Consider the following 22,968-nt stretch of genomic DNA (forward strand, 5'->3'; position numbering starts at 1 on the left):
GGGGCCGCGATCAGCCGGTGCCGACGAACGCCGCGAGCAGCAGCCACACCACCGGGGCGGTCGGCAGCAGCGAGTCGAGCCGGTCCATGATGCCGCCGTGGCCGGGCAGCAGCGTGCCCATGTCCTTGATGCCCAGGTCCCGCTTGATCATCGACTCGCCGAGGTCGCCCAGGGTGGCGCTGACCGCGACGGCCAGGCCCAGCACCAGGCCCTGCCACCAGACGCCGTCGTCGATGAGGAACTCCATGCACAGCGCGCCGGCCGCCATCGCGAAGGCCACCGCGCCGACCAGGCCCTCGCGGGTCTTGCCGGGGCTGATGCGGGGGGCGAGCTTGGTCTTGCCGAAGCGCCAGCCCACCGCGTACGCCCCCGTGTCGCTGACCACGGTCAGCAGCAGGAAGGTGACGACCCGCTGGGGACCGTCGTCGGCGGTGAGCAGCATCGCCACGAAGGTCGCGAGGAACGGGACGTAGAACGCGGCGAACACGCCCGCCGTGACGTCCTTGAGGTAGTCCTCGGGCGGTTCGGTCATCCGCCAGACCAGTACCGCCAGGGCGGTCAGCGCCATCGCGACCCAGGCGCCCTCGGCCCCCCGGACGTATCCGGCGATGACCATGGCGGCGCCACCGACCGCGAGCGGTACGAGGGGCGCCTTGATGCCCTTCTTCTCCTGGAGCCGGGAGGTGAGCTCCCACAGACCGACGACGACCGCGACGACGATGACACCGACGAAGACGGCCTTGACGATGAAGAGCGAGGCGAAGATCACCGCTCCGAGGCCGACGCCGACCCCTATGGCGGCCCGCAGGTCCCGCCCCGCGCGCTTCTTCGGCGGCGGGGAGGCGTCCTGGGGTGCCTGGGAAGGCGGGGGCGGGGGGCTGGGCATGGGCTCCTGCGGCGGCGTCTCGGCGCGGAAGAGGGGGCCGCCGTCGGCGGCGACCCCCCGATCGCGTGCTTCCCGGTCGTCGAAGTCACGGCCGGCGGCATCGGGCACGATGGGCATGGGCCGAGTCTGCGGGCCCACCTGCGCATCGTATGCGGGACCCGCCGGAACGGGCTCCGGCTGCCAGGAAGAGTCGTTCATCAGACTTCGAGGAGCTCGGCTTCCTTGTGCTTGAGCAGCTCGTCCACCTGCGTGACGTACTTCGCGGTGGTGTCGTCGAGCTCCTTCTCGGCGCGGCGCACCTCGTCCTCGCCGGACTCCTTGTCCTTGACGAGCTTGTCGAGGGCGTCCTTCGCCTTGCGGCGGATGGAGCGGATCGAGACCTTGGAGTCCTCGGCCTTGGTGCGCGCGACCTTGACGTACTCCTTGCGGCGCTCCTGCGTCAGCTCGGGGAAGGTCACCCGGATGATGCGGCCGTCGTTGCTCGGGTTGACGCCGAGGTCGGAGTCGCGGATGGCCTGCTCGATGTTGCGCAGCGCGGACGCGTCGAACGGCGTCACGACGGCCATGCGCGGCTCGGGCACCGCGAAGGAGGCGAGCTGGTTGATGGGCGTGATGGCACCGTAGTAGTCCGCCACGATCTTGTTGAACATCGCCGGGTGCGCACGGCCCGTGCGAATCGCGGCGAAGTCTTCCTTGGCGACGACGACGGCCTTCTCCATCTTCTCCTCGGCCTCGAGGAGGATTTCTTCGATCACCACGTGCTCCTGCATGTCAGATATGGATGGTTCAGGCGGGGCGGGCCGGCCGGGCCGGTCCGCTGCGGGGGGCCCGCGGCCGAGGTCAGACCCGGGTGCCCTGGTCGCTCACGAGCGTGCCGATCTTCTCACCCTTGACGGCGCGGGCGATATTGCCCTCGGCGAGGAGCTCGAAGACCAGGATCGGCAGCCGGTTGTCGCGGCACAGCGTGATGGCGGTGGCGTCGGCGACCTTGAGGTCCCGGGACAGCACCTCGCTGTACTCCAGGGCGTCGAACTTCACCGCGTCGGGGTTGGTCTTCGGGTCGGAGTCGTAGACGCCGTCGACGCCGTTCTTGCCCATGAGCAGGGCTTCCGCGTCGATCTCCAGGGCGCGCTGGGCGGCCGTGGTGTCGGTGGAGAAGTACGGCATGCCCATGCCGGCGCCGAAGATGACGACGCGGCCCTTCTCCAGGTGCCGCACGGCACGCAGCGGGATGTACGGCTCCGCGACCTGGCCCATCGTGATGGCGGTCTGGACGCGGCTGTCGATGCCCTCCTTCTCCAGGAAGTCCTGGAGCGCGAGGCAGTTCATCACCGTGCCGAGCATGCCCATGTAGTCGGAACGGGCACGGTCCATGCCGCGCTGCTGGAGCTCGGCGCCGCGGAAGAAGTTGCCGCCGCCGATGACGATCGCGATCTCCGCGCCGTCACGGACCACGGCAGCGATCTCACGCGCGATGGCGTGCACGACGTCAGGGTCGACGCCCAGCCCGCCGCCGCCGGAGAAGGCCTCGCCCGACAGCTTCAGCATGAAGCGGCGGCCCTTCTTGTCGTGGTCGCTCTTGTCGTCGGAAGCGGTGTGGGGGTCCACGCCCTGATTCATGGGATCTCCTCGTGCACATACGAAGAAGGCCATTGCCGGTGGGTCCTCGCGGTTCCCTCTACGGCAATGGCCTCCTCGTCAGATCTGCGGTCGCCCTGCGCGAACGCGGACGACTGCCTCAGACCCTACCGGGGTCCGGTGTCCGTCGCGTACGGACGGACTCAGATGCCGACCTTGATGCGGGTGAAGCGCACCAGCTTGACACCGGCCTCGTCCAGGATCTTCTGGACGGACTTCTTGTTGTCCAGCGCGTACGGCTGGCCGAGCAGCGTGGCTTCCTTGAAGAAGCCGTTGACGCGACCCTCGACGATCTTCGGCAGGGCGGCCTCGGGCTTGCCCTCCGCGCGGGTGGTCTCCTCGGCGACGCGACGCTCGCTCTCGACGACCTCGGCCGGGACGTCCTCCTTGGAGAGGTACTTCGGCGCGAAGGCGGCGATGTGCTGGGCGATGCCCTTGGCCAGGTCGGCGTCGGCCTTGTCCAGCTCGACCAGGACACCGATCTGCGGGGGCAGGTCGGGCATGGTGCGGTGCATGTACGCGGAGACGAAGGCACCCTGGTACTGCGCGAAGCGGTCCAGGACGATCTTCTCGCCGAGGTTGGCGTTGGCCTCGTCCACGAACGCCTGGACGGTCTGGCCGGGCTTGATCTCGGAGGCGAGCAGCGCCTCGATGTCCGCCGGGTTGGTGGCGGCCACGTGCTGGGCCAGCTCGTCGGCGACGGCGAGGAACTTCGGGCTCTTCGCGACGAAGTCGGTCTCGCACTTGAGCTCGAGCAGGACGCCGGAGGTGTTGTCGGCGGCGATGAGGGAGGCGACGGCGCCGTTCTCGGCGGAGCGGCCCTCGCGCTTGGCAACGCCCTTGAGGCCCTTGACGCGCAGGATCTCGTTGGCCTTCTCGACGTCGCCGTCGGCCTCGACGAGCGCGTTCTTGCAGTCCAGCATGCCGGCGCCGGTGAGCTCGCGGAGCTTCTTGACGTCAGCGGCGGTGTAGTTCGCCATGAGTCTTGGATTCTCTCTCGAAGTCGTAGATCCAGGGTGAGCGGCGGAGGAGGCGCGCTCGTGGCGCGGCTCCCCCGCCGTCATCGTCCGTGCTGCGAGTGCCCGGCGCGTGAACGCCGGGCGCTCTCAGTGGGTCAGGCCTGCTCGGCGTCGGCGGCCGGAGCCTCGACGACGGCCTCGGCCTCGGCGGCCGGAGCCTCAGCGGCCGGAGCCTCAGCGGCGGCCTCGGCCGGAGCGGCCTCGGCGGCCGGCTCGTCGGCCTTCTTCTCGCCCTCGAGCAGGTCGCGCTCCCACTCGGCGAGCGGCTCGGCGGCGGCCTTCTCGCCCGGCTTCGAGTCACCGGTCGCAGCGCCGGAGCGGGCGATGAGGCCCTCGGCGACGGCGTCGGCGATCACGCGGGTGAGCAGGGTGACGGAGCGGATCGCGTCGTCGTTGCCCGGGATCTTGTAGTCGACCTCGTCGGGGTCGCAGTTGGTGTCGAGGATCGCGACGACCGGGATGTGGAGCTTGCGCGCCTCACCGACGGCGATGTGCTCCTTCTTGGTGTCGACGATCCAGACGGCGCTGGGGACCTTCGACATCTCGCGGATACCACCGAGGGTCTTCTCCAGCTTGATCTTCTCGCGGGAGAGGACCAGGAGCTCCTTCTTGGTGAGACCCGAGGCGGCGACGTCCTCGAAGTCGATCGCCTCAAGCTCCTTGAGACGCTGCAGGCGCTTGTAGACGGTGGAGAAGTTGGTGAGCATGCCACCGAGCCAGCGCTGGTTGACGTACGGCATGCCGACGCGCGTCGCCTGCTCGGCGATCGCTTCCTGCGCCTGCTTCTTGGTACCGACGAACATGATGGAGCCACCGTGCGCGACGGTCTCCTTCACGAACTCGTAGGCGCGGTCGATGTACGACAGCGACTGGAGCAGGTCGATGATGTAGATGCCGTTGCGCTCGGTGAAGATGAAGCGCTTCATCTTCGGGTTCCAGCGACGGGTCTGGTGACCGAAGTGGACGCCGCTTTCCAGCAGCTCCCGCATCGTTACGACGGCCATGGCCATCTCCTTGTTTTCTCGGTTTTGGTTCCTGACGCCCCGACGCGCCCTGCCCCCGAAGAAGGGACCGAGAGGCGCTCTCACCTGGCCTGACGGGCCGGTGCTGGGGCGTGCGAAGTCGACCCGGTGACCCGGATCGCCACAAGAAGTGTACGGGACCCGGCGGTATGCCGGGTGACGCGCTTGTCCACACCGTCCGGGTTGTCCACAGGCCCGGGCGCCGCCCCGGGGCGGCGCGGGACGCTGTCCCGCATGACGACACTGCTGCTCACCCTGCTCGTGGCGCTGTCCCAGGCGCTCACCCCCGCCGTCCGCCCGCTGCCCCCACCCCTGGTGGTGGCGCGGTGGTGGGACCCGCCCCCGACGCCGTACGCGGCCGGTCACCGCGGGGTGGACCTGGCGGCGCCCGTGGGGGCGCGGCTGCGCGCCGTGGGGCCGGGCCGGGTGTACTACGCGGGGCCGGTCGCGGGGCGCGGGGTGCTCTCCCTGACCCTTCCGGGTGGCCTGCGCACCACGTACGAGCCGGTCCGGCCGCTGGTGGCGGAGGGCGAGGAGGTCACGACGGGCCAGGTGGTGGCGGTCCTGACGGAGGGTGCCCACTGCCCGGAGCCCTGCCTGCACTGGGGTCTGCTGGCGGGCGAGAGCTACCTCAACCCGCTGGCCCTGCTCCCGCGCCCGACGCCGAGGCTGCTCCCCACGTCGCCGCCGGCCGGCTGAGGTCCGCGCGGTTCAGCGGCGGGGCAGTCAGCCCCGGACGCCGCGCAGGGCCATCGCGACGGCCGCTCGCGTCACCACGCCCGGATCCTCGGCGGCGCCGAGCTCGATCCGCCGGACCGCCGCGTCCACGACTCCCTGCAGCAGCATCGCGGCCAGTTTCGGCTCCGCCTGGCCGAGGGCGGCCAGCGCCTCGACGACCATCGCGACCAGTCCGCCGTGCGCCGCTCGGATCTTCTCCCGCGCGCCGGCGTCCAGCTCGCTGGCGGAGATCGCCACCACCGCCCGGTGGCGCCGGTCCCCGACCAGCCCGAGCTGGCTGCGGACGTAGGCCTCGATCTTCGCCTCGGGCGTCGGGGCCGCTTCCATCGCCGCTTCGATCTCGGCTGCCCAGACGGGGAAGTCCACCGCGCACAGCTCTTCCACGACCGCCGCGCGGGAGCGGAAGTACTCGTACACGGAGGACCGGGCGAGCCCGGTGCGCTGGGCCAGGGCGGGGAAGGTCAGGGCCTCCGTACCGCCTTCGGACAGCAGGGAACGGGCGGCGTCCAACAGGGCGTCGCGCTGCATCGACCGGTGCTCGGCCACGGAGGCCGCTCGAATCCTTGGCACCCGACCACTCTACGGAGCAACGGCCTTGGGGACACCGGTCATCGGCGCACGGATGTGGCCGGTCGTGCGCCCGGCCGCGCCCGGTCCTGCCGCCGTCACCGGCCCACGTCCGCGAGCTTGGCCCGCAGCTGGAGCACGGACTTGGTGTGGATCTGGCTGACCCGGCTCTCGGTGACGCCGAGCACGTTGCCGATCTCGGCGAGGGTGAGGCCCTCGTAGTAGTAGAGGGTGACGACCGTCTTCTCCCGCTCCGGGAGCGTGTTGATCGCCCGGGCCAGGAGTCTGCGCAGCTCGCGGTCCTCGGCCACCTCCACCGGGTCGTCGGCGGCGTGGTCCTCCAGGGTGTCCATCAGCGAGAGCCGGTCGCCGCCCTCGCCGCCGACGTGCAGCAGCTCCTCCAGGGCGACCACGTTCGCCAGCGACAGCTGACTGAACACGGTGTGGAGCTCCTCCACCCCGATCCCCATCTCCCCGGCCACCTCGTGCTCGGTCGGGGTGCGCCGCAGCTGGGCCTCCAGCGTGGCGTACGCGCGCTCCACGGCCCGCGCCTTCTGCCGGACCGAGCGGGGGATCCAGTCCAGCGCCCGCAGTTCGTCGATCATCGCGCCGCGGATGCGGGTGATGGCGTACGTCTCGAACTTGATGGACCGCTCGATGTCGAACTTCTCGATGGCGTCGATGAGGCCGAAGACGCCCGAGGAGACGAAGTCGGCCTGCTCGACGTTGGGCGGCAGGCCCACGCTGACCCGGCCCGCCACGTACTTCACCAGCGGCGAGTAGTGCAGGATCAGCTGCTCCCGCAGCCGCTCGTCACCCGAGTCCTTGTACGAGCGCCACAGCACCTCCAGGGACGAGGGCGCGGTGGACCGCACACTGCCGCCGCGGGCAGCGGGGGGCACCGCAGCGCGGTCAGACCCTGAGGTGTGCTGGGGCATGCTTCGCCTTTGCCGGAGCCGGATTCCTTGGGAGCGTAGCGTGACGGAAGTGTCGCGGTGCGCGAAGAGTACGGGATGGCGCGGGGCCGCAGGAGCGCCCCGAACGGCGCGGGCGGGCCGGGACCGGCGCCTGGCGCACGGTCCCGGCAACCACCCCCGGGAAGACCGCGTCTCTCATCGGCGTCACTCTTTCACCGGAACGCCCCAGGTCAACGACCGCCTCGCCGGGTGCCACCGGTTCGAGTGCCTCCCCGGGGCATGCGCGCGGTCAACTGCCAGGCGTCGCCCTGCCGTTCGACGAACCCCAGAGAGTGAAGTTCGTACAGTCTGCCGATGACTTCATCGGTGCCGGTGCCGGCGGCGAGGGCCACCTCCTCCAACTGCGCGGGGCGGCCCGCCGGGAGGGCTTCGAGCACGCGGGCGGCGGCCGGGTCCAGCAGGTCCCGGGGGAGCACCGGGCCCCGCCGTTCGGGAGCCAGCTCCCCCATGTCGCCGACCAGCTCGACCACCTCGGCCGCGTCCGTGACGAGTACCGCCTCACCGCGCAGCAGTTCGTGGACCCCGGCCGACAGGGAGCTGGTCGCGGGGCCCGGGACGCCCATCGTGAAGCGCCCCAGCTCCCGGGCCCGCCTGGCGGTGACCAGGGAGCCGCTGCGCACGGCCGCCTCCACGACCACCGTGCCCCTGGTGAGGGCGGCGATGACCCGGTTGCGCAGGACGAACCGGCTCGGGGTGGGGTGAGTGCCGGGCGGCAGCTCGCCCAGCACCAGACCCTGGCCCGCGATCCGGCCGAGCAGCCCGGCGTGCCCGCGCGGGTAGGCCACGTCCGCCCCGCAGGCCAGCACCGCGACCGTGGCCCCGCCCGAGGCGAGGGCCCCGCGGTGGGCCGCGCCGTCGATCCCGTAGGCCGCCCCGGAGACCACCACCCAGCCGCGTTCGGCGAGACCCGCCGCCAGGGTCTGCGCCATGTGGGCCCCGTACGGGGTGCAGGCCCGGGCCCCGACCACGGAGACCGAGCGCAGGGCCCAGGTGCGCAGGTCCGCCCCGCCGCGTACCCACAGCCCGACCGGCCGGGCGTCACCGAGGTCGTCCAGCTGCGTCGGCCACTGCGCCGACCCGGGGCAGATGAACCGCACTCCCGCCTCGGCGGCCTGCGCGAGGTCGCGCCGCGGATCGGCGAGGGCGGCCCGTCTGCGGTATCCGGCGAGCCGCTCCGGCCCCACCCCCGCCGGACGCCGCTCCCCCGGCCGGGGATCGGCCCCGGTCAGCAGCCGTATCAGGCCCACCGCGCCGAACTCCCGCAGCCAGCGCCCGCCGCGCTCGTCCCCGGGCTCCAGCACCCGGGTCAGCGCGGCCCGCGCCAACACCTCCGCCCCCTCCTCACCGCCTTCCCAAGCCCCCGCCGCCGCACCGGCTTCCCAAGCCCAAGCCCCCGCCGCACCGCCTTCCCAAGCCCCCGCCGCTCCCCGCACCCCGGGCTCACCGCCCGGCCCCGGCTCCACCGGGCCCCGTGGTCCGGGTCCGGCATCCGGTGCCGCACCTGCGAGCGGTCCCGGCTCGCCACCCCGCCCCGCCGCACCCGGGCCGGCGGGACCGGGTTGCCGTGCACCAGGCTCCTCACCCGGTCCCGGCCCTCCCGGCGGCTCCGCGGGGGTCATGACTGCACCGCCATCGCCAGCGTCGCCCCGCGGGCGATCCCGGTGCGCAGCTCCAGCGCGACGGCCACGTCCAGCGCGTCCGGGCGTTCGTTGCCGCGCAGGTCGGCCACGGTCCAGGCCACCCGCAGCACCCGGTCAAGCCCCCGCGCCGTGAGCAGTCCCCGCTCCATGTCCCGCTCGGCCTGGGCCAGCGCGCCCGGGGCGGCCTGCCACCGGGTCCGCAGCTCCTGCCCGGGCACCTCGCAGTTGAGCCGCCACGGGGTGCCGTCGAGCCGGGCGGCGGCCCGGTCCCGGGCTTCACGGACCCGCTCGGCGACCACCGCGCTGGCTTCGCCCCGGCCGCCGCGCCCCAGCAGGTCGGAGCGGGTGACGGGCTCCACCTCGACGCGCAGGTCGACGCGGTCGAGCAGCGGCCCGGACAGTCTCGCCTGGTAGCGCCGGACCACCGAGGCCGGGCATTCGCAGCCGGACCCTTGGAGCGTGTGCCGCCCGCACGGGCACGGGTTGGCGGCGAGGACCATCAGGAAGCGGGCCGGCAGCCTCACCACCCCGGCCGCCCGGGCGATGACCACGTGCCCCGCTTCGAGGGGCTGGCGCAGCGCGTCCAGCGCCTTCGAACCGAACTCGGCGGCCTCGTCGAGGAACAGCACGCCCCGGTGGGCCAGGGAAACCGCCCCCGGCCTCGGCACCCCCGCCCCGCCTCCGACCAGGGACTGCATGGTCGCGGAGTGGTGCGGGGCGCAGTAGGGCGGCCGGACGAGCAGGGGTTCACCGGGCGGCAGGATTCCCGCGACCGAGTGGACGGCCGTGACCTCGAGGGAATCCTGTCGGGTGAGCGGCGGCAGGATCCAGGGCAGCCGCTCGGCGAGCATCGTCTTGCCCGCGCCCGGAGGCCCGCTGAGGAAAAGGTGGTGTCCCCCCGAGGCCGCCACCTCCAGGGCCCGGCGGGCCGCGTGCTGCCCGGCGACATCGGCGAGGTCCGGGAGATCGGGGCCGTCCCCGCCGCCACCGCGGGAGATGCCGGTGCCGAGTCCCGCGCCCGGGACGAGCAGCCCGGCCAGCATCGGGTCGGGGCGCCCTGCGGCCGGATCCTCCTCCTCGGGAACGACCCCGTCGGTCAGGACCGCGATCAGCTGCCGCAGGCTCCGTACGCCGAGCACCGACACGTCCGGGACGAGCATCGCCTCGGCCGCGCACTGCTGCGGCACCACCACCTGCCGGTACCCGGCCTCGGCGGCGGCCAGTACGGCGGGCAGGACGCCCCGCACGGGCCGCACCCGCCCGTCCAGCCCGAGTTCCCCGATGAGGACGAGATCGGCGATGGCGCCCGGCTCGACCACCTCGGCGGCCCCCAGGACGGCTGCCGCCACAGCCAGGTCGAAGCCCGCTCCGGACTTTGGTACGGAGGCCGGGCTGAGTCCCACCGTGAGCTTCTTCTGCGGCCAGGGGGCGCCGGAGTTGACCACGGCGGCCCGCACCCGGTCCCGGCTCTCGACCAGCGTCTTGTCGGGCAGCCCCACCAGGGTGAAGGCCGCGACGCCGGGCTCCAGGTCGGCCTGGACCTCGACCAGCACGCCCTCGACCCCCACCAGGGCCACCGAGCAGGCCCGCGCGAACCCCATCAGGCCGCCCCCCTGACGTGCTCCACCACGGGCGCACCGCGCCGCGGCAGCAGGATCCCGACGAGGTCGATCCGCACCCCGCCCGGCGGTGGCCCCCCGTGATCGGCGAGCCAGCGCCCGGCGAGCCGGCGCAACCGCTCCGCCTTGCCGGGCCGGACGGCTGCCATGGGGTGCTCGAACACCTCCCGCCCGGCGGCCCCCGCCCTGCGCGTCTTCACCTCGCACACGACGACGCAGTCACCGTCCCGCGCGACGATGTCGATCTCCCCGCTGCGGCATCGCCAATTCCGGGCGATCACCGTCATCCCGGACTCGGTGAGCCGCCGCACCGCGAGGTCCTCGCCGTACCGGCCCAATGCCTGCTGTGCCACGCTCTTCGCGTTCATCCGGCACCACCTCCGGCACCGACGATCCCGTGCCCCCGCCCCCCGCGTGGATCTTGGTGGACAACCGTGGCGTTGTGGAAAACCCGGTCACCCTCGCGGGTGAGCCGGGTCTTCGGGCCGGTCAGCTCCCGGGAAGTTCGAGGTCGCTCTTGTTGAGCTCCTCGATGTTCACGTCCTTGAAGGTCAGCACGCGCACCTGCTTGACGAAGCGGGCCGGACGGTACATGTCCCAGACCCAGGCGTCAGCCATGGTGACCTCGAAGAAGACCTCCCCCTGGACCGAGTGCACCTGCATCTCGTAGTCGTTGGTGAGGTAGAAACGGCGTTCCGTCTCGATCACGTACTTGAACAGACCGACGACGTCGCGGTACTCCCGATAGAGCTTCAGCTCCATCTCGGTCTCGTACTTTTCGAGGTCCTCGGCACTCATGGCATGTTCCCCTTCAGCCGTGCGTCCCCCTATTGTGCGCCAGAGCCCCGAGCCCCTAAACGATTTCGGGGGCCAGGACCACCGGCGCACCCGGAGGACCGTCGTCGAGCAGCGTACGGAGCAACCCGGCGAGTCTGGTCGGGTACACCGTCTCACGTGCCGACAGAAGTTCCTCGGAGGTCCACCACCTCGCTCCCGTGACGGTGCGCCGCTCCAGCTCCGTGAACCCGGTCGTCTCCGTCGCGGTCCGGGTCGTGCGGGCGAGGAAGTACCACTCGTCCTGCTCCCAGCGCCGCCCGTCGAAGGGGAAGGCGCAGTACCGCTGCCACAGCACCGGCCCCAGTTCCACTTCGGTGATGCCGGTCTCCTCCGCGAGCTCCCGCAGCGCGGCCTCCGCACGCGTCTCGGCGCCCTCCACCCCGCCGCCCGGGGTGAACCACCAGTCGTTCGCGGGGTCGCCCGGCTCGAAGCCGTGCAGCAGCAGGATCCGGTCCCGCGGGTCCAGGAGGACGACCCGGGACACCTTGCGGGCCCCGTCAGCGGGCATCGACGCGCTCCCGCCTCCGTCCGCGCCCCAGCACCCGCGTGAGGGGCCCGTAGGCGGCCCCCAGGAGCACCAGGGCGGCCCCGGCCACCACTGCGGCCAGCTGGAGGCGCAGCGGCCCGGGCCGGGAGGTCCCGCCGGGGAGCGCGGCGTAGGTGCCGGGCCGCTCCACCATCGCCATCGACGGCCACGCCAGCGCGTCGACCCGGGCGCTGACCGCCGAGCGGGCCACGGTCCCCTGCCCGCTCTCCTGGAGGTGGGCGCGGGAGTCCAGCGAACCCGCCCGGTGGTCACCGAGCAGGAAGAGGTTGCCGTCGGGGACCTTCACCTCGAAGGTGGTGTCGGATGCGCCTCCGGGCACGGGTACGGTCGCCGCATCCAGCGGGGTGAGCCGGGCGTCGTCGAGGTAGGGCTCGTCCAGCTCCCTGCCGTTGACCGTGAGCTTGCCGCCGGTGCCGCAGCACTTCACGGTGTCGCCGCCGACCGCGACCACCCGCTTGACCATGGGCGAGTCACTCCACATGGAATCGGTGAAGATGACGACGTCACCACGGTGCACCTGGTCGCCGTCGATCCGCTGTGCGAGCACCCGGTCGCCGGGCCGCACGGTCGGCACCATCGAGTCGGTCGGCACCGTGTACGGCTGGTACGTCAGCGCGCCCCAGACGAAACCGCCGAGGAAGAGCACGAAGCCGACGGCCACGGCGATTCCCGACAAGACGTTGCCGAGACCGCCGTGGCCCTTGCCGCCACCCCGTATGACCTGTGTACCGCTCGCTCTTGTTCCGCCCATTGCAGCAGCCCCCACACTCGGGATCGTCGACCTGGGCGGCACCCTACCCGGCGGTACTACCGCCGGTCAGCTCCGGCCGGTCAGCTTCCGCCTGCGCCACAGGACGACGGGAACCGCGCCCGTGAGCCCCAGGGCCGCCGGCCCGAGTCCGACCGGCGCCAGTCCCGAGGCGTCGAGGCCGAGTGCGGCGGCCTTGGCCTGGTTGCCGATGCCCGGCTGGTCGAAGGTGTCCGGGACGGGGAGGGTCGCCCAGCGGGTGACGGGCCACGCGACCACCACGGCCCGGCCGACGACGTCCTTGACCGGGACGAAGCCCTGGGTGGAGTCCTGCATGTGGTAGCGGGAGTCCTGGGAGTTCTGACGGTGGTCTCCCATCACCCAGATCTTGCCCTTGGGGACGGTGATCGGGCCGAACGGGGCGTCGTCACACGGGGTGTTGCCGGGGTAGATGTACGGCTCGTCCAGCTCCTTGCCGTTGACGACGACCGGTCCGCCCCGCTTGCACTCGACCGTGTCACCGCCGATGGCGATGGTCCGCTTGATCAGGTCCTTCTCCTCGGCGGACGGCATGAGGCCGATCCAGCTGAGGGCCTTCTGCGCGAAGTTCGGCTCCGGGGTGGCCTCGCCCGCGAGCCAGTTGGCGGGGTCGTGGAAGACCACGACCTCACCGCGCTCGGGCTCCGAGCCGAACCACGGGGTCAGCTTGTCCACGAGCACCCGGTCACCGCGCTGGAGGGTGTTCTGCATCGACTCCGACGGGATCGAGAACGCCTGTACCAGGAAGGTCTTGATCAGCAGGGCCAGCAGCAGGGCGATGCCGATGAGGAGCGGCAGCTCCTTCCAGAACGAGCGCTGGGGTCGCGCCCCGGCACCGCCCTTCTCGGACTCGCTTTCGACGCCGTCCTCCGGCCGCTCGGCACCCTCGTCGCGTCCGGACCGCGCGCCTACCGCCACATCCCCCACATCCACTCCCTCAATCGGATTCGCCGCCCGCGCCGGTACGGACACGGGCCCTCCCCTCCCTTAACGAGCGGGAGTTCCCTAAGGCGCGGGAGACCGAGGACACACTATGCGAACGGCGTGCCCCGACGCCGTCCACCGCGTCCGCGCCGTCCGCGCCGCGCCTGATCGGGCACCGTGCGGAAGGTCGCGGGCTGCTCCAGCTGCCGCCAGTGGGCGTAGGGCCAGGCGATCACCACGGCCCGTCCCACCACTCCGTTCTCGTCGATCGTGCCCTGGAAGCCCTCGTCGAGGTGGTAGCGGGAATCGGCCGAGTTGGCCCGGTGGTCGCCCATCACGAAGAGCCGGCCCCGCGGCACCTTCACTTCGAACCGGATCTCCGACGGGGCGTTGCCCGGGTTCACGTACGGCTCATCCAGCGGCGTTCCGTTGACGGTGATCCGCCCCCGGGAGTCGCAGCACGTGACGGTGTCGCCGCCGACGCCGATGACCCGCTTGATCAGGTCCTGTTCGTTCGCCGAGGGCAGCAGTCCGATGAAGGTCAGGGTCTGCTTGATCTGCTTGACGACGACCGGGTCCTTGCCCGGCCGGGCCGCCTCTCCCTTGAGCCAGCCGCCCGGGTCCTTGAACACCACCACGTCGCCCCGCTCCACCTTGGAGCCGAACCACGGCGTGAGCTTGTCGACCAGGACCCGGTCGCCGATCCGGATCGTCTGCTCCATGGAGCCCGACGGGATGAAGAAGGCCTGCACCAGGAAGGTCTTGAGGAGCAGGGCGATGCACAGCGCGACCACCACCAGCAGGGGCAGTTCCCCCGCCCTGCGGGTCCGTCTGCGCCGGCGGACCCGGCGCGCCAGCCGGCGCCGCTCGGCCCGGCCGCCCTCCGGCTGCGGCGGCGCCTCGACGACCTCGGGCTCCGGCTCCGGCTCGGGGTCCCGCTCGCTGCCCCGCCGGCCTCTCGGCCGCCCCCGGCTACCCATGTCCGCCCCCCGCGGTCCCCGCCGCGCCCCAGCGCGACACGGGCCAGCCGATCCAGTCGGCCCGCCCGATCACCTTGTCCACCGGCACCATCCCCCCGCCCGGCTCGCCCAGGTGGTCCCGGGAATCCCTCGACTGGGACCGGTGATCGCCCATGACCCACAGGGTCCCAAGGGGCACGACGATCCGGAAGGGCACCTTCGAGGAGGTGTCGCCCGGATAGAGGTACGGCTCCTCCACCGGAACCCCGTTCACCTTCATGCGGCCGTTCTCGTCGCAGACCACGTCGTCGCCGCCGACGCCCACGACCCGCTTCACGAAGTCGGTGTCGGACGGCTCCGCCAGCCCGAGGACCGAGGCCGCGTCATGCAGGGCGGAGCCGATCGGATCGCCCTGCGGTCCCTCCGGGACGAACGAGCCGGTGCCGTCGAAGACGACCACGTCCCCGCGCTTCGGCTGGTCGCCGAAACGGTACGCCAGCTTGTTGACCAGCACCCGGTCGCCGACGCGGAGCGTCGGCTCCATCGACCGGCTCGGGATCAGGAAGGGCTGCACGACGAAGTTGCCGAGCACCAGCACGAAGACCGTGCAGGCCAGCCCCAGCAGCCCGGCCCGCCGCCAGGTCAGCCCGCGCGGGGCCAACGCACGGCGCGGCCGCCCCTCCCCCTCGTCGGGGGAAGGGCGGCCGCGCTGGGTGAGCTCTGCTTCGGTGTCCATCGTGGGGGAGCCTATCCGGCCGCCCCCTGGACCCGGAGGGGAGATCAGCGGTCGCGCTTCTCCTTGATCTTCGCGGCCTTGCCGCGGAGCTCACGGAGGAAGTACAGCTTGGCGCGACGCACGTCACCGCGGGTGACGACCTCGATCTTCTCGAAGATCGGGGAGTTCACCGGGAAGGTGCGCTCGACGCCGACGCTGAACGAGACCTTGCGAACGGTGAAGGTCTCGGAGACGCCAGAGCCCTGGCGACGGATGACAACACCCTTGAACTGCTGGATACGGGAGCGGTTGCCCTCGATGACGCGGACGTGCACGTTGATCGTGTCACCCGGGCGGAAGGCCGGGACGTCGGAGCGGATCGAGGCGGCGTTGACGCCATCGAGCAGGTGAGACATGTTCTTCGTCTGCTTTCTTCGCACGACGCCACAGGCCGCCGGTGCGGATATCCGTAGAGAATTCGGGAGCTGTGCCCTCTCGCGTACGACGGTCCCCCTGTGGCAGGGGCGTACGCGAGCACACAGCAGCCGCCTATTCTTCCACGGTCTGCGGCCTACGCCAAAATCGGCCGTCGGGGGTCGGCTTCCAGCCCAGGAGACTCAGCATCTCGCGGTCCTTCTTGTCGAAGGCGGAGGCCTCGCAGCGCTCGATCAGGTCGGGCCGGTTGCGTGCCGTCCTGCGGAAGGCCTCGTCCCGCCGCCATCGGGCGATCTTGCCGTGGTGCCCGCTCAGCAGGACGTCGGGGATGCCCCGGCCGCGCCACTGCGGGGGCTTGGTGTAGACGGGCCCCTCCAGCAGGTTCGCCATCTCACCGGGAGCGAAGGAGTCGTCCCGGTGCGATTCGGCGTTGCCGAGCACCCCGGGCAGCAGCCGGGCCACGGCCTCGGTGACGACCAGTACGGCCGCCTCGCCGCCCGCCAGGACGTAGTCACCGATGGAGACCTCGTACACCGGCATCCGCGTCGCGTACTCGTCCATGACCCGGCGGTCGATGCCCTCGTACCGGGCCGGGGTGAAGATCAGCCACGGGCGTTCCGACAGTTCGACGGCCAGTTCCTGGGTGAACGGGCGCCCGCTGGGCGTCGGGACGACCAGGACCGGACCGTGGGCGCCGGCCTCGTACCCGTCGGCCAGCGCCGCGTCCAGGGCCTCGCCCCACGGTTCGGTCTTCATGACCATGCCGGGGCCGCCGCCGTAGGGGGTGTCGTCCACCGTGTTGTGGCGGTCGTACGTCCACTCCCGCAGGTCGTGGACGTGGACGTCGAGCTGGCCGCGCGCCCGCGCCTTGCCGACGAGGGAGACGTTCAGCGGCTCCAGGTACTCGGGGAAGATCGTGACGACGTCGAGACGCATCAGGCGTCGTCCCCGGCGGCCTCGGCCTCTTCGTCACGGCCGGAGACGACCTCGGCGCGGTCGTCGATCAACCCGGGCGGCGGCGTGATCACGCAGCGCTGCTCCTCCAGGTCGATCTCGGCGACGATCTCCTCCACGAAGGGGATCATCACCTCGCTGCCGTCGGGCCGTTCCACGATGAAGAGGTCCTGCGAGGGCAGGTGCGAGATCTCGGTGATCCGGCCGATCCCGGTACCGTCCGCCAGCACTACGTCCAGGTCCATCAGCTGGTGGTCGTAGTACTCGTCCTCCTCCTCGGGAAGCTCCGCGGGGTCCACCTCGGCGATGAGCAGGATGTTGCGCAGCGCCTCGGCACCGGTGCGGTCCTTGACGCCCTCGAAGCGCAGCAGCAGCCGCCCGCTGTGCACCCGGCCCGTCTCGATGGTCAGCGGGCCCGCCGACGCGGGCTCCGTCTGGAGCACCGCGCCCGGTCCGAGCCGCAGTTCGGGCTCGTCGGTCCGCACCTCGACGGTGACCTCACCCTTGATCCCGTGGGCGCGGCCGATCCGCGCGACTACCAGCTGCACTGTCTTGTCTCCTGTTCAGACGACGACGGGCCGGGGCGGGCGCATTCGCCCTCCCCGGCCCGTGCCGGTGGTTCAACTCTTCAGCGGACCTGGTCCACGTCGACGAGGTCGACGCGGATCCCCCGCCCGCCGATCGCGCCCACGACGGTACGCAGCGCACGCGCGGTGCGGCCGTTGCGGCCGATCACCTTCCCGAGGTCGTCCGGGTGGACCCGGACCTCGAGCACCTGTCCGCGGCGCAGGTTGCGCGAGGCGACCTGCACTTCGTCGGGGTTGTCCACGATGCCCTTCACGAGGTGCTCAAGAGCCTCCTCGAGCATGATCAGGCCTCGGTCGACTCGGCGGCGGCCTCAGCCTCGTCCGCCTTCTTGTCGGCCTTCTTCGCCTTCTGGGTGATGGCCTCGCCCTTGCCCTCGCCGATGCCCTCGAGGGCCTTGGCGAACTCGTCGAAGGAGCGACGCTTGCTCTCCTTCGTCTCCGGCTGGAGCAGCGGCGCGGGGGCGGGGAGACCCTTGTGGGCCTGCCAGTCACCGGTCAGCTTGAGGATGGCGAGCACAGCCTCGGTGGGCTGGGCGCCGACGGACAGCCAGTACTGCGCACGCTCGGCGTTGACCTCGATGCGCGACGGGTTGTAGGTCGGCTGGTAGATGCCGATCTCCTCGATCGCGCGACCGTCCCGGCGGGTGCGGGCGTCGGCGACGATGATGCGGTAGTGCGGCTGGCGAATCTTGCCGAGGCGCTTGAGCTTGATCTTGACTGCCACTGGAGTGGTGTCTCCTGAACTTGACGTGGTTGGGCACATGAGATGCCACGTGGGGTTGCGGTACTCGGGTGCCCGATGGACGCGTCAGCCGGAGGAGAGAGGGGTCCTGTGCGACTGTCGAGTACAGCTAGCCATTGTGCCACATGCCTGCGGCGCGCTCAGCCGTAAGGGGTGCCTGCCGCTAGGGCGCGGTCGGGCGCGGGACCCGCCCGCCGGCCGGGCCCCGTCCGCGCGGCCGCGCCCGCGGTTCAGGACGCGGCGGCCGAGACGGCGACCTCGGGGATGCGGAAGGGCTTCATGCAGCCACCGCAGACGATGGGCGCCTGGGCCAGCACCGACGGGACGACCCGTACGTTGCGCCCGCAGTCGCAGACCGCCTTGACCCGTACGCCGCCACCCGAGGAGCCGTGCCGCGCGGCCGGTCCGCGGAAGCTGCGCTTGGTGTCGGCGGCCGTGGCCACGGTATGCGCCTTGAGGGCTCGTTGCAGCCGCTCCATCGTGGGCCGGTAGCGCCTCTTCGCCTCGGGACTGAGCGAGACCAGGGAGAAACCGCTGCTGGCGTGCGGCTCTTCGGAGTGGTCCAGCCCCATCTCTTCGGCGATCGCGAGGAATCTGCGGTTGTGGTAGCGGCCGGCCCGCGAGGTGTCGCGGACTCCACGGGCGGCGGCGATGCCGTGGACTGCCTCGTGCAGCAGTCGCTCGAAGGAGAGCTCGGCGCCGCAAGCGGACGACGACTCTCCGATCAGGGACTCGGGCGCGGCAAGGTCAGGCAGCTCGGGGTGGTACCGCTGAATGTCGGCCCACGCCTGCGCCAGCTCTGCGGCGAGAACAGGTGGTGTCGTGCTCACGTCGTGACAACGAGCCGGGGTGCCCTGGTGTTCCGATTCCGGGCCATTCCAAATTTTTTGCACGTACCAGTCAGTTCAGTCTGATGCGTCCCGACGAGGACGTGTGCGCATATCCCCGGATGAGTCGGTACGTAACGAGGACCAGCGCAGGGCCTACGACGGCCATGCCCCCGGCGCGCGGCCGGAGCCGCACGCCGGGGGCATGGCTGGGGTCGACGGGCGATCAGTACGAGCGCGCCACGATGGCGAGGGTACCGGGGGCGTCGTCCGCCAGCGGGACCGAGCCGTCCTCGGCGATCAGGCAGCGCACGGAGACGGCCTGCTCGGCCAGCTTCGCCTCGCCCTCGGGACCCAGGTCCGCCCACGGGATGCGCGCCCAACCGCCGGCGACGGCGGCCTCGGCGGCCTCCTCGATCGTGGCGACGTCGGAAGTGCGGGCCTCGCGGCGCTCGCGGGACTCGCGCAGCAGCTGCGCCTGGTCCTCCTCCAGCACCTTGGGCAGCAGGTCGGCCAGCGCCGAGATCTGCACGGCCTCCTTGCCGCCGGGGATCCGGCGGGCCAGCATCGCGGTGCCGTTCTCCAGGTCGCGCGGGCCGATCTCGACGCGCACCGGCACGCCCTTGAGCTCCCAGTCCACGGCGCGGCGTCCGAAGGGCGTGTCCACGCGGTCGTCGACCTGGACCCGGATCCCGGCGGCCTTGAGCTGGGCCCCGAGCTCGCGGACCTTGGCCACGGCCTCGTCGCCCTTGATCGCCATGACGACGACCTGGACGTGCGCGAGGCGCGGCGGCACCCGCAGGCCGTTGTCGTCGCCGTGGGACATGATCAGCCCGCCGACCATGCGGGTCGAGACGCCCCACGAGGTCTGCCAGACGAGCTCCTGCTTGCCTTCCTTCGACAGGTACTGGGTGTTGAAGGCCTTGGCGAAGTTGGTGCCCAGCTCGTGGCTCGTGCCCAGCTGGAGGGCCTTGCCGTCGCCCATCATCCCCTCCAGCGTGAGGGTGTTGATGGCGCCGGCGAAGCGCTCCTTGGCCGTCTTGCGGCCGAGCACGACGTCGATGCCGAGCACGTTCGTCATGAAGTCGCCGTACACGTCCGTGTGGATGCGGGCCGCGTAGTCGCGGGCGTCCTCGTAGGTGGCGTGGGCGGTGTGGCCCTCCTGCCAGAGGAACTCGCTCGTACGGAGGAACACGCGCGGGCGCATCTCCCAGCGGACCACGTTGGCCCACTGGTTGATCAGCAGGGGCAGGTCCCGGTAGCTCTGGACCCACTTGGAGAAGTAGTCGTTGATGATCGTCTCGGAGGTGGGCCGGACGACGACCGGCTCGTCCAGCTCCTTGCCGCCGCCGTGCGTGACGACCGCGAGCTCGGGGGCGAAGCCCTCGACGTGCTCGGCTTCCCTCGTCAGGTAGGACTGCGGGATGAACAGGGGGAAGTACGCGTTCTGGGCGCCCGCGTCCTTGATGCGCGCGTCCATCTCCTGCTGCATCCGCTCCCACAGCCCGTAGCCGTACGGCCGGATGACCATGGTGCCGCGTACCGGACCGTTGTCGGCCAGCTCGGCCTTGTTGATCAGATCCTGGTACCAGCGGGGGAAATCCTCCGCCTGGGGGGTGAGAACGGGTGCCTTTGCCATGGCGCGAATGGTACGGCGCCGGGCGCTCGATGCGTGAATCGGGTGGCGCACTCCTCTGGACGGGAGGGCGGATGGGGAGTTCCCTGGCAACGGGGGCAAGGGGGCGACATGGAATCAGGAGCGCTCATTCGATGACACCGATGCCGACGACGACGCTCGTCGCCCGGGACTGGGCCGAGATCCAGGAACGGATGCTGGTACCGCTGTACGAGGCGGTCTACGACCGGCTGGAGGTCGGGCCCGGGGCCCGGCTGCTCGGCCTGGGGTGCGGGGCCGGGCTGGCCCTCCTGCTGGCGCAGCGGCGCGGGGCCGCCGTCACGGGTGTGGAGGCGGATGCGGCGCGGCGTGCGCTGGCCCGTGAACGGCTGCTGGAGGTGCGGGCGGACCCGCCGTCGGCCGCGCGGCCGTACGACGTCCTGCTGGCGTTCTCGCCCGGCTCGCGGGCTCTGGCCGGGGCCCTGCCCGCGGTCCGCCGGGGCGGGGCGGTGGTGCTGGCGGGCTGGGGTCCGCCGGAGCGGTGCACGGTTCCGGCGGTGCTGGGCGGCGGGCCGTCGCAGCGGGACCTGGACGCTCTGGTGGCGGGCGCCGGGCTGGTCCCGGACGGTTCGGGGCGGGTGTTCTGCCCGTTCGGCTACGCGGATGTGGACAGTGCCGTGCGGGGGCTGCTGTCGACGGGTCTGTACGACTCGGCGTCCGACCCGGCGCAGGTGGAGAAGGAGCTGACCGAGGCGCTTCACCCGTACGAGCGGCCGGACGGCGCCGTGTGGCTGCCGAACATCTTCCGCTACGTGATCGCCCGCGTGCGCTGACACCGGGAGGTCCCGCGCCTGGCGTCACTTCGACAGGCGCGGGATGCCTGCGGCGGCGTAGGCGGCGGCTTCGTCCAGGGTTTCGGCGACGAGCAGGGCCTCGGCGAGGTCGTCGAGCTGCGAGCGGTGCTCGCGCAGGAGGCGGCAGGCTTCGACGTAGCACTCGTCGACGATCCGCCGCATCTCGGCGTCGACGGCGTCGAGCGTCGCGGGCGCGGCGGAGAGCCCGTAGGCGCCCTGTCCGTCGGAGGGGATCGCCGTCAGGCGGCCGACGCGTTCGCTCATGCCCCATCGGCCGACCATGCCGCGCACGAGGTTGGTGACCTGTTCGAGGTCGTTCTCGGCGCCCGTCGTGATCACGTCGTAGACGACGTGCTCGGCCGCCATGCCGCCGAGCGCGCCGATGATGCGTCCGCGCAGGTACTGCTCCGTGTAGGCGTACCGGTCGGCGTCCGGGGTGGAGAGGGTGACGCCCAGGGCGCGCCCGCGCGGGACGATGGTGATCTTGCGGACGGGGTCGGCGCCGGGCTGGAGCATGCCGAGCAGGGCGTGGCCGCTCTCGTGGTAGGCAGTGCGGCGCCGCTCCTCCGGCGGCATGACCAGGGGGCGTTCCGCGCCGAGCTGCACCTTCTCCAGGGCCTCGGACAGATCGGCCTGGGTGACCTGCGTCTGCTTGCGCTTGACGGCCAGCAGGGCGGCCTCGTTGGCGAGGTTGGCCAGTTCGGCACCCGTCATGCCGGGTGTGGTGCTCGCGACCCGGCCCAGGTCCACGCCGTCGGCGAGCGGGATCTCGCGGGTGTGGATGCGCAGGATCGCCTCGCGGCCGTGCCGGTCGGGCGGGGAGACTTGCACCAGGCGGTCGAAGCGGCCCGGCCGGGTCAGCGCCGGGTCGAGGACGTCCGCGCGGTTGGTGGCGGCGAGGACGACGACGCCCTCCGAGCCGGAGAAGCCGTCCATCTCGGTGAGGATCTGGTTCAGGGTCTGCTCGCGTTCGTCGTGGCCGCCGAGGCCGCCGCCGGCGCCGCGCACGCGCCCGATGGTGTCGATCTCGTCGATGAAGATGATCGCGGGGGCGACCTTGCGCGCCTCGGTGAACAGTTCACGGACCCGTGACGCGCCGACGCCGACGATCATCTCGATGAACTCTGAGGCGGAGGCGGAGAAGAAGGGCACTCCGGCCTCTCCGGCGACGGCGCGGGCGAGCAGGGTCTTGCCGGTGCCGGGCAGGCCGGCGAGGAGGACTCCGCCGGGCATGCGGGCACCCATCTTGCGGTACGCCTGCGGGTTCTTGAGGAAGTCGACGACGTCGTTGAGCTCGCCCTCCACCTCGTCGATGCCCGCGACGTCCTCGAAGGTGGTGCGTTTGGCGCCCGTCTCCATCTCCACCGGTTTCGGTGGTGCCTTGCGGCCCAGACCGCCGAGGCCCGGGCCCATGGCCGAGCCCATCCGGCGGGCGATGAACACCCACAACAGGACCAGCAGCAGCATGGGCGCGAGCGAGATGAGGAGGTTGGAGAGGAGGCTGCGCTGCACCACGACGGGCGAGGCGGTCACCGTGACCTGGTGCTTGGTGAGGTTGGCCCACAGGTCGTCGTCGGCGAAGGCGGGGCGCTGGGTGACGAACTTGGTGTAGTCGCCCTTGCCGCCGTCCGGTTTCGGCGCCTTGGTCTTGAGCTGCCCCTGGATGGCGTCGCCCTTGGAGTAGATCTTCGAGACGTTGCCGTCGGCGACCTGCCTGCTGAATTCGGTGTAGGAGATCGTCGGCTCGTCGCCCTCGTTGTAGAACGACAGCACCAGGTTGGCGATCAGGAACACGATCAGGGCGGCGAGGACCAGCCCGCGCCATCCGCCGGCCATCTTCTTCCTCGGCGGCGGGGTGGGCGGCGCGCCCTCGGAACGCCAGGGGGTGTCGGCCCGGTCGCGGGGCGGTGCGGGGGTGGGGCTGGGCACGGGGCCTCCTTCTGCCGTCCTCCCGGCCGACCATAAGGGAGATACCGGACCATTGCCCCCGGGAATCCGCTCCCGGAACGACGAAGGACCCCGGCCGGCTGGTCCCGCTCGGGCCGGCCAGGGCCCTTCCGGCGCGGTGCTTCGCGCACC

26 protein-coding genes are annotated in these 22,968 nt (G+C 71.7%); 2 read left to right on the forward strand and 24 right to left on the reverse strand.

The features are described from left to right. Positions 1–10: 10 nt before the first annotated feature. The 5 genes from IE207_RS26580 to rpsB all read right to left on the reverse strand — a co-directional run bounded on the left by IE207_RS26580 (position 11) and on the right by rpsB (position 4,547). Positions 11–1,084 (reverse strand): phosphatidate cytidylyltransferase, encoded by a 1,074-nt coding sequence (locus tag IE207_RS26580; RefSeq protein ID WP_190186849.1) that lies wholly within the window; start codon positions 1,082–1,084, stop codon positions 11–13. Then, positions 1,084–1,641 carry a ribosome recycling factor gene (gene frr / locus IE207_RS26585; RefSeq protein WP_190186850.1) on the reverse strand — a complete coding sequence of 186 codons (558 nt, stop codon included), beginning with the start codon at positions 1,639–1,641 and terminating at the stop codon, positions 1,084–1,086. The genes IE207_RS26580 and frr overlap by 1 nt, the downstream gene beginning before the upstream one ends. Before the next feature lie 85 nt (positions 1,642–1,726). Further along, positions 1,727–2,506 (reverse strand): UMP kinase, encoded by a 780-nt coding sequence (pyrH, locus tag IE207_RS26590; RefSeq protein ID WP_136213434.1) that lies wholly within the window; start codon positions 2,504–2,506, stop codon positions 1,727–1,729. Between the two features lie 161 nt (positions 2,507–2,667). Then, positions 2,668–3,504, reverse strand: a complete 837-nt coding sequence (gene tsf / locus IE207_RS26595) for a translation elongation factor Ts (RefSeq protein WP_190186851.1) — start codon at positions 3,502–3,504, stop codon at positions 2,668–2,670. A 134-nt stretch (positions 3,505–3,638) separates the two neighbouring features. Beyond that, entirely contained in the window at positions 3,639–4,547 is a 909-nt protein-coding gene (gene rpsB / locus IE207_RS26600) for a 30S ribosomal protein S2 (RefSeq protein WP_190186852.1), read from the reverse strand. Between the two features lie 252 nt (positions 4,548–4,799). Here rpsB and IE207_RS26605 point away from each other — a divergent pair, with 252 nt between their 5' ends. Next, complete coding sequence (locus IE207_RS26605) at positions 4,800–5,264, forward strand: M23 family metallopeptidase (RefSeq protein WP_190186853.1); 465 nt, start codon at positions 4,800–4,802, stop codon at positions 5,262–5,264. 27 nt (positions 5,265–5,291) lie between these two features. On the opposite strand, the gene IE207_RS26610 is transcribed toward IE207_RS26605, so the two are convergent. The 18 genes from IE207_RS26610 to proS form a co-directional block, all read right to left on the reverse strand. Further along, a complete protein-coding gene (locus IE207_RS26610) occupies positions 5,292–5,849 on the reverse strand; it encodes a TetR/AcrR family transcriptional regulator (RefSeq protein WP_190186854.1) in 558 nt (185 codons plus the stop codon). Between the two features lie 119 nt (positions 5,850–5,968). Further along, complete coding sequence (gene whiG, locus IE207_RS26615; protein ID WP_136213430.1) at positions 5,969–6,808, reverse strand: RNA polymerase sigma factor WhiG; 840 nt, start codon at positions 6,806–6,808, stop codon at positions 5,969–5,971. 209 nt (positions 6,809–7,017) lie between these two features. Then, positions 7,018–8,280 carry a DNA-processing protein DprA gene (dprA, locus tag IE207_RS26620; RefSeq protein ID WP_190186855.1) on the reverse strand — a complete coding sequence of 421 codons (1,263 nt, stop codon included), beginning with the start codon at positions 8,278–8,280 and terminating at the stop codon, positions 7,018–7,020. Positions 8,281–8,462: 182 nt separating this feature from the next. Further along, complete coding sequence (locus IE207_RS26625; protein ID WP_190186856.1) at positions 8,463–10,088, reverse strand: YifB family Mg chelatase-like AAA ATPase; 1,626 nt, start codon at positions 10,086–10,088, stop codon at positions 8,463–8,465. After that, the gene (locus tag IE207_RS26630; RefSeq protein ID WP_190186857.1) at positions 10,088–10,474 is read right to left on the reverse strand and encodes a YraN family protein; all 387 of its coding nucleotides are present in this window, start codon (positions 10,472–10,474) and stop codon (positions 10,088–10,090) included. Before IE207_RS26630 ends, IE207_RS26625 begins: the two co-directional genes overlap by 1 nt. A gap of 121 nt (positions 10,475–10,595) precedes the next feature. After that, complete coding sequence (locus IE207_RS26635) at positions 10,596–10,904, reverse strand: DUF2469 domain-containing protein (RefSeq protein WP_006139554.1); 309 nt, start codon at positions 10,902–10,904, stop codon at positions 10,596–10,598. Between the two features lie 55 nt (positions 10,905–10,959). After that, a complete protein-coding gene (locus tag IE207_RS26640) occupies positions 10,960–11,451 on the reverse strand; it encodes an NUDIX hydrolase (protein WP_190186858.1) in 492 nt (163 codons plus the stop codon). Beyond that, entirely contained in the window at positions 11,441–12,241 is an 801-nt protein-coding gene (gene lepB / locus IE207_RS26645; RefSeq protein ID WP_190186859.1) for a signal peptidase I, read from the reverse strand. Before lepB (IE207_RS26645) ends, IE207_RS26640 begins: the two co-directional genes overlap by 11 nt. 66 nt (positions 12,242–12,307) lie before the next feature. Further along, positions 12,308–13,195 (reverse strand): signal peptidase I, encoded by an 888-nt coding sequence (gene lepB / locus IE207_RS26650; RefSeq protein ID WP_190186915.1) that lies wholly within the window; start codon positions 13,193–13,195, stop codon positions 12,308–12,310. Positions 13,196–13,308: 113 nt separating this feature from the next. Then, the gene (gene lepB / locus IE207_RS26655) at positions 13,309–14,181 is read right to left on the reverse strand and encodes a signal peptidase I (RefSeq protein ID WP_190186860.1); all 873 of its coding nucleotides are present in this window, start codon (positions 14,179–14,181) and stop codon (positions 13,309–13,311) included. After that, entirely contained in the window at positions 14,174–14,896 is a 723-nt protein-coding gene (gene lepB, locus IE207_RS26660; protein ID WP_190186861.1) for a signal peptidase I, read from the reverse strand. The genes lepB (IE207_RS26655) and lepB (IE207_RS26660) overlap by 8 nt, the downstream gene beginning before the upstream one ends. Before the next feature lie 44 nt (positions 14,897–14,940). Then, positions 14,941–15,291: a 50S ribosomal protein L19 gene (gene rplS / locus IE207_RS26665; protein WP_136213356.1), complete on the reverse strand. Its 351-nt coding sequence runs from the start codon at positions 15,289–15,291 to the stop codon at positions 14,941–14,943. 133 nt (positions 15,292–15,424) lie between these two features. Then, entirely contained in the window at positions 15,425–16,246 is an 822-nt protein-coding gene (gene trmD / locus IE207_RS26670) for a tRNA (guanosine(37)-N1)-methyltransferase TrmD (protein ID WP_190186862.1), read from the reverse strand. Further along, entirely contained in the window at positions 16,246–16,812 is a 567-nt protein-coding gene (rimM, locus tag IE207_RS26675; RefSeq protein WP_190186863.1) for a ribosome maturation factor RimM, read from the reverse strand. The genes trmD and rimM overlap by 1 nt, the downstream gene beginning before the upstream one ends. An 80-nt stretch (positions 16,813–16,892) precedes the next feature. Then, complete coding sequence (locus IE207_RS26680; RefSeq protein ID WP_030011889.1) at positions 16,893–17,132, reverse strand: RNA-binding protein; 240 nt, start codon at positions 17,130–17,132, stop codon at positions 16,893–16,895. 2 nt (positions 17,133–17,134) lie between these two features. Beyond that, the gene (gene rpsP / locus IE207_RS26685) at positions 17,135–17,575 is read right to left on the reverse strand and encodes a 30S ribosomal protein S16 (RefSeq protein WP_136213353.1); all 441 of its coding nucleotides are present in this window, start codon (positions 17,573–17,575) and stop codon (positions 17,135–17,137) included. 248 nt (positions 17,576–17,823) lie between these two features. Beyond that, positions 17,824–18,423, reverse strand: coding sequence for a hypothetical protein (locus IE207_RS26690; protein ID WP_190186864.1), 600 nt, complete (start codon positions 18,421–18,423; stop codon positions 17,824–17,826). Between the two features lie 223 nt (positions 18,424–18,646). After that, complete coding sequence (gene proS / locus IE207_RS26695; RefSeq protein WP_190186865.1) at positions 18,647–20,059, reverse strand: proline--tRNA ligase; 1,413 nt, start codon at positions 20,057–20,059, stop codon at positions 18,647–18,649. Between the two features lie 131 nt (positions 20,060–20,190). Here proS and IE207_RS26700 point away from each other — a divergent pair, with 131 nt between their 5' ends. After that, positions 20,191–20,868, forward strand: a complete 678-nt coding sequence (locus IE207_RS26700; protein WP_373304774.1) for a methyltransferase type 11 — start codon at positions 20,191–20,193, stop codon at positions 20,866–20,868. 24 nt (positions 20,869–20,892) lie between these two features. Here IE207_RS26700 and ftsH read toward each other — a convergent pair whose 3' ends face one another. Continuing rightward, a complete protein-coding gene (gene ftsH / locus IE207_RS26705) occupies positions 20,893–22,818 on the reverse strand; it encodes an ATP-dependent zinc metalloprotease FtsH (protein ID WP_190186867.1) in 1,926 nt (641 codons plus the stop codon). Positions 22,819–22,968: the final 150 nt, after the last annotated feature.

Source organism: Streptomyces cirratus, assembly GCF_014650775.1.
Taxonomy (GTDB): domain Bacteria; phylum Actinomycetota; class Actinomycetes; order Streptomycetales; family Streptomycetaceae; genus Streptomyces; species Streptomyces cirratus.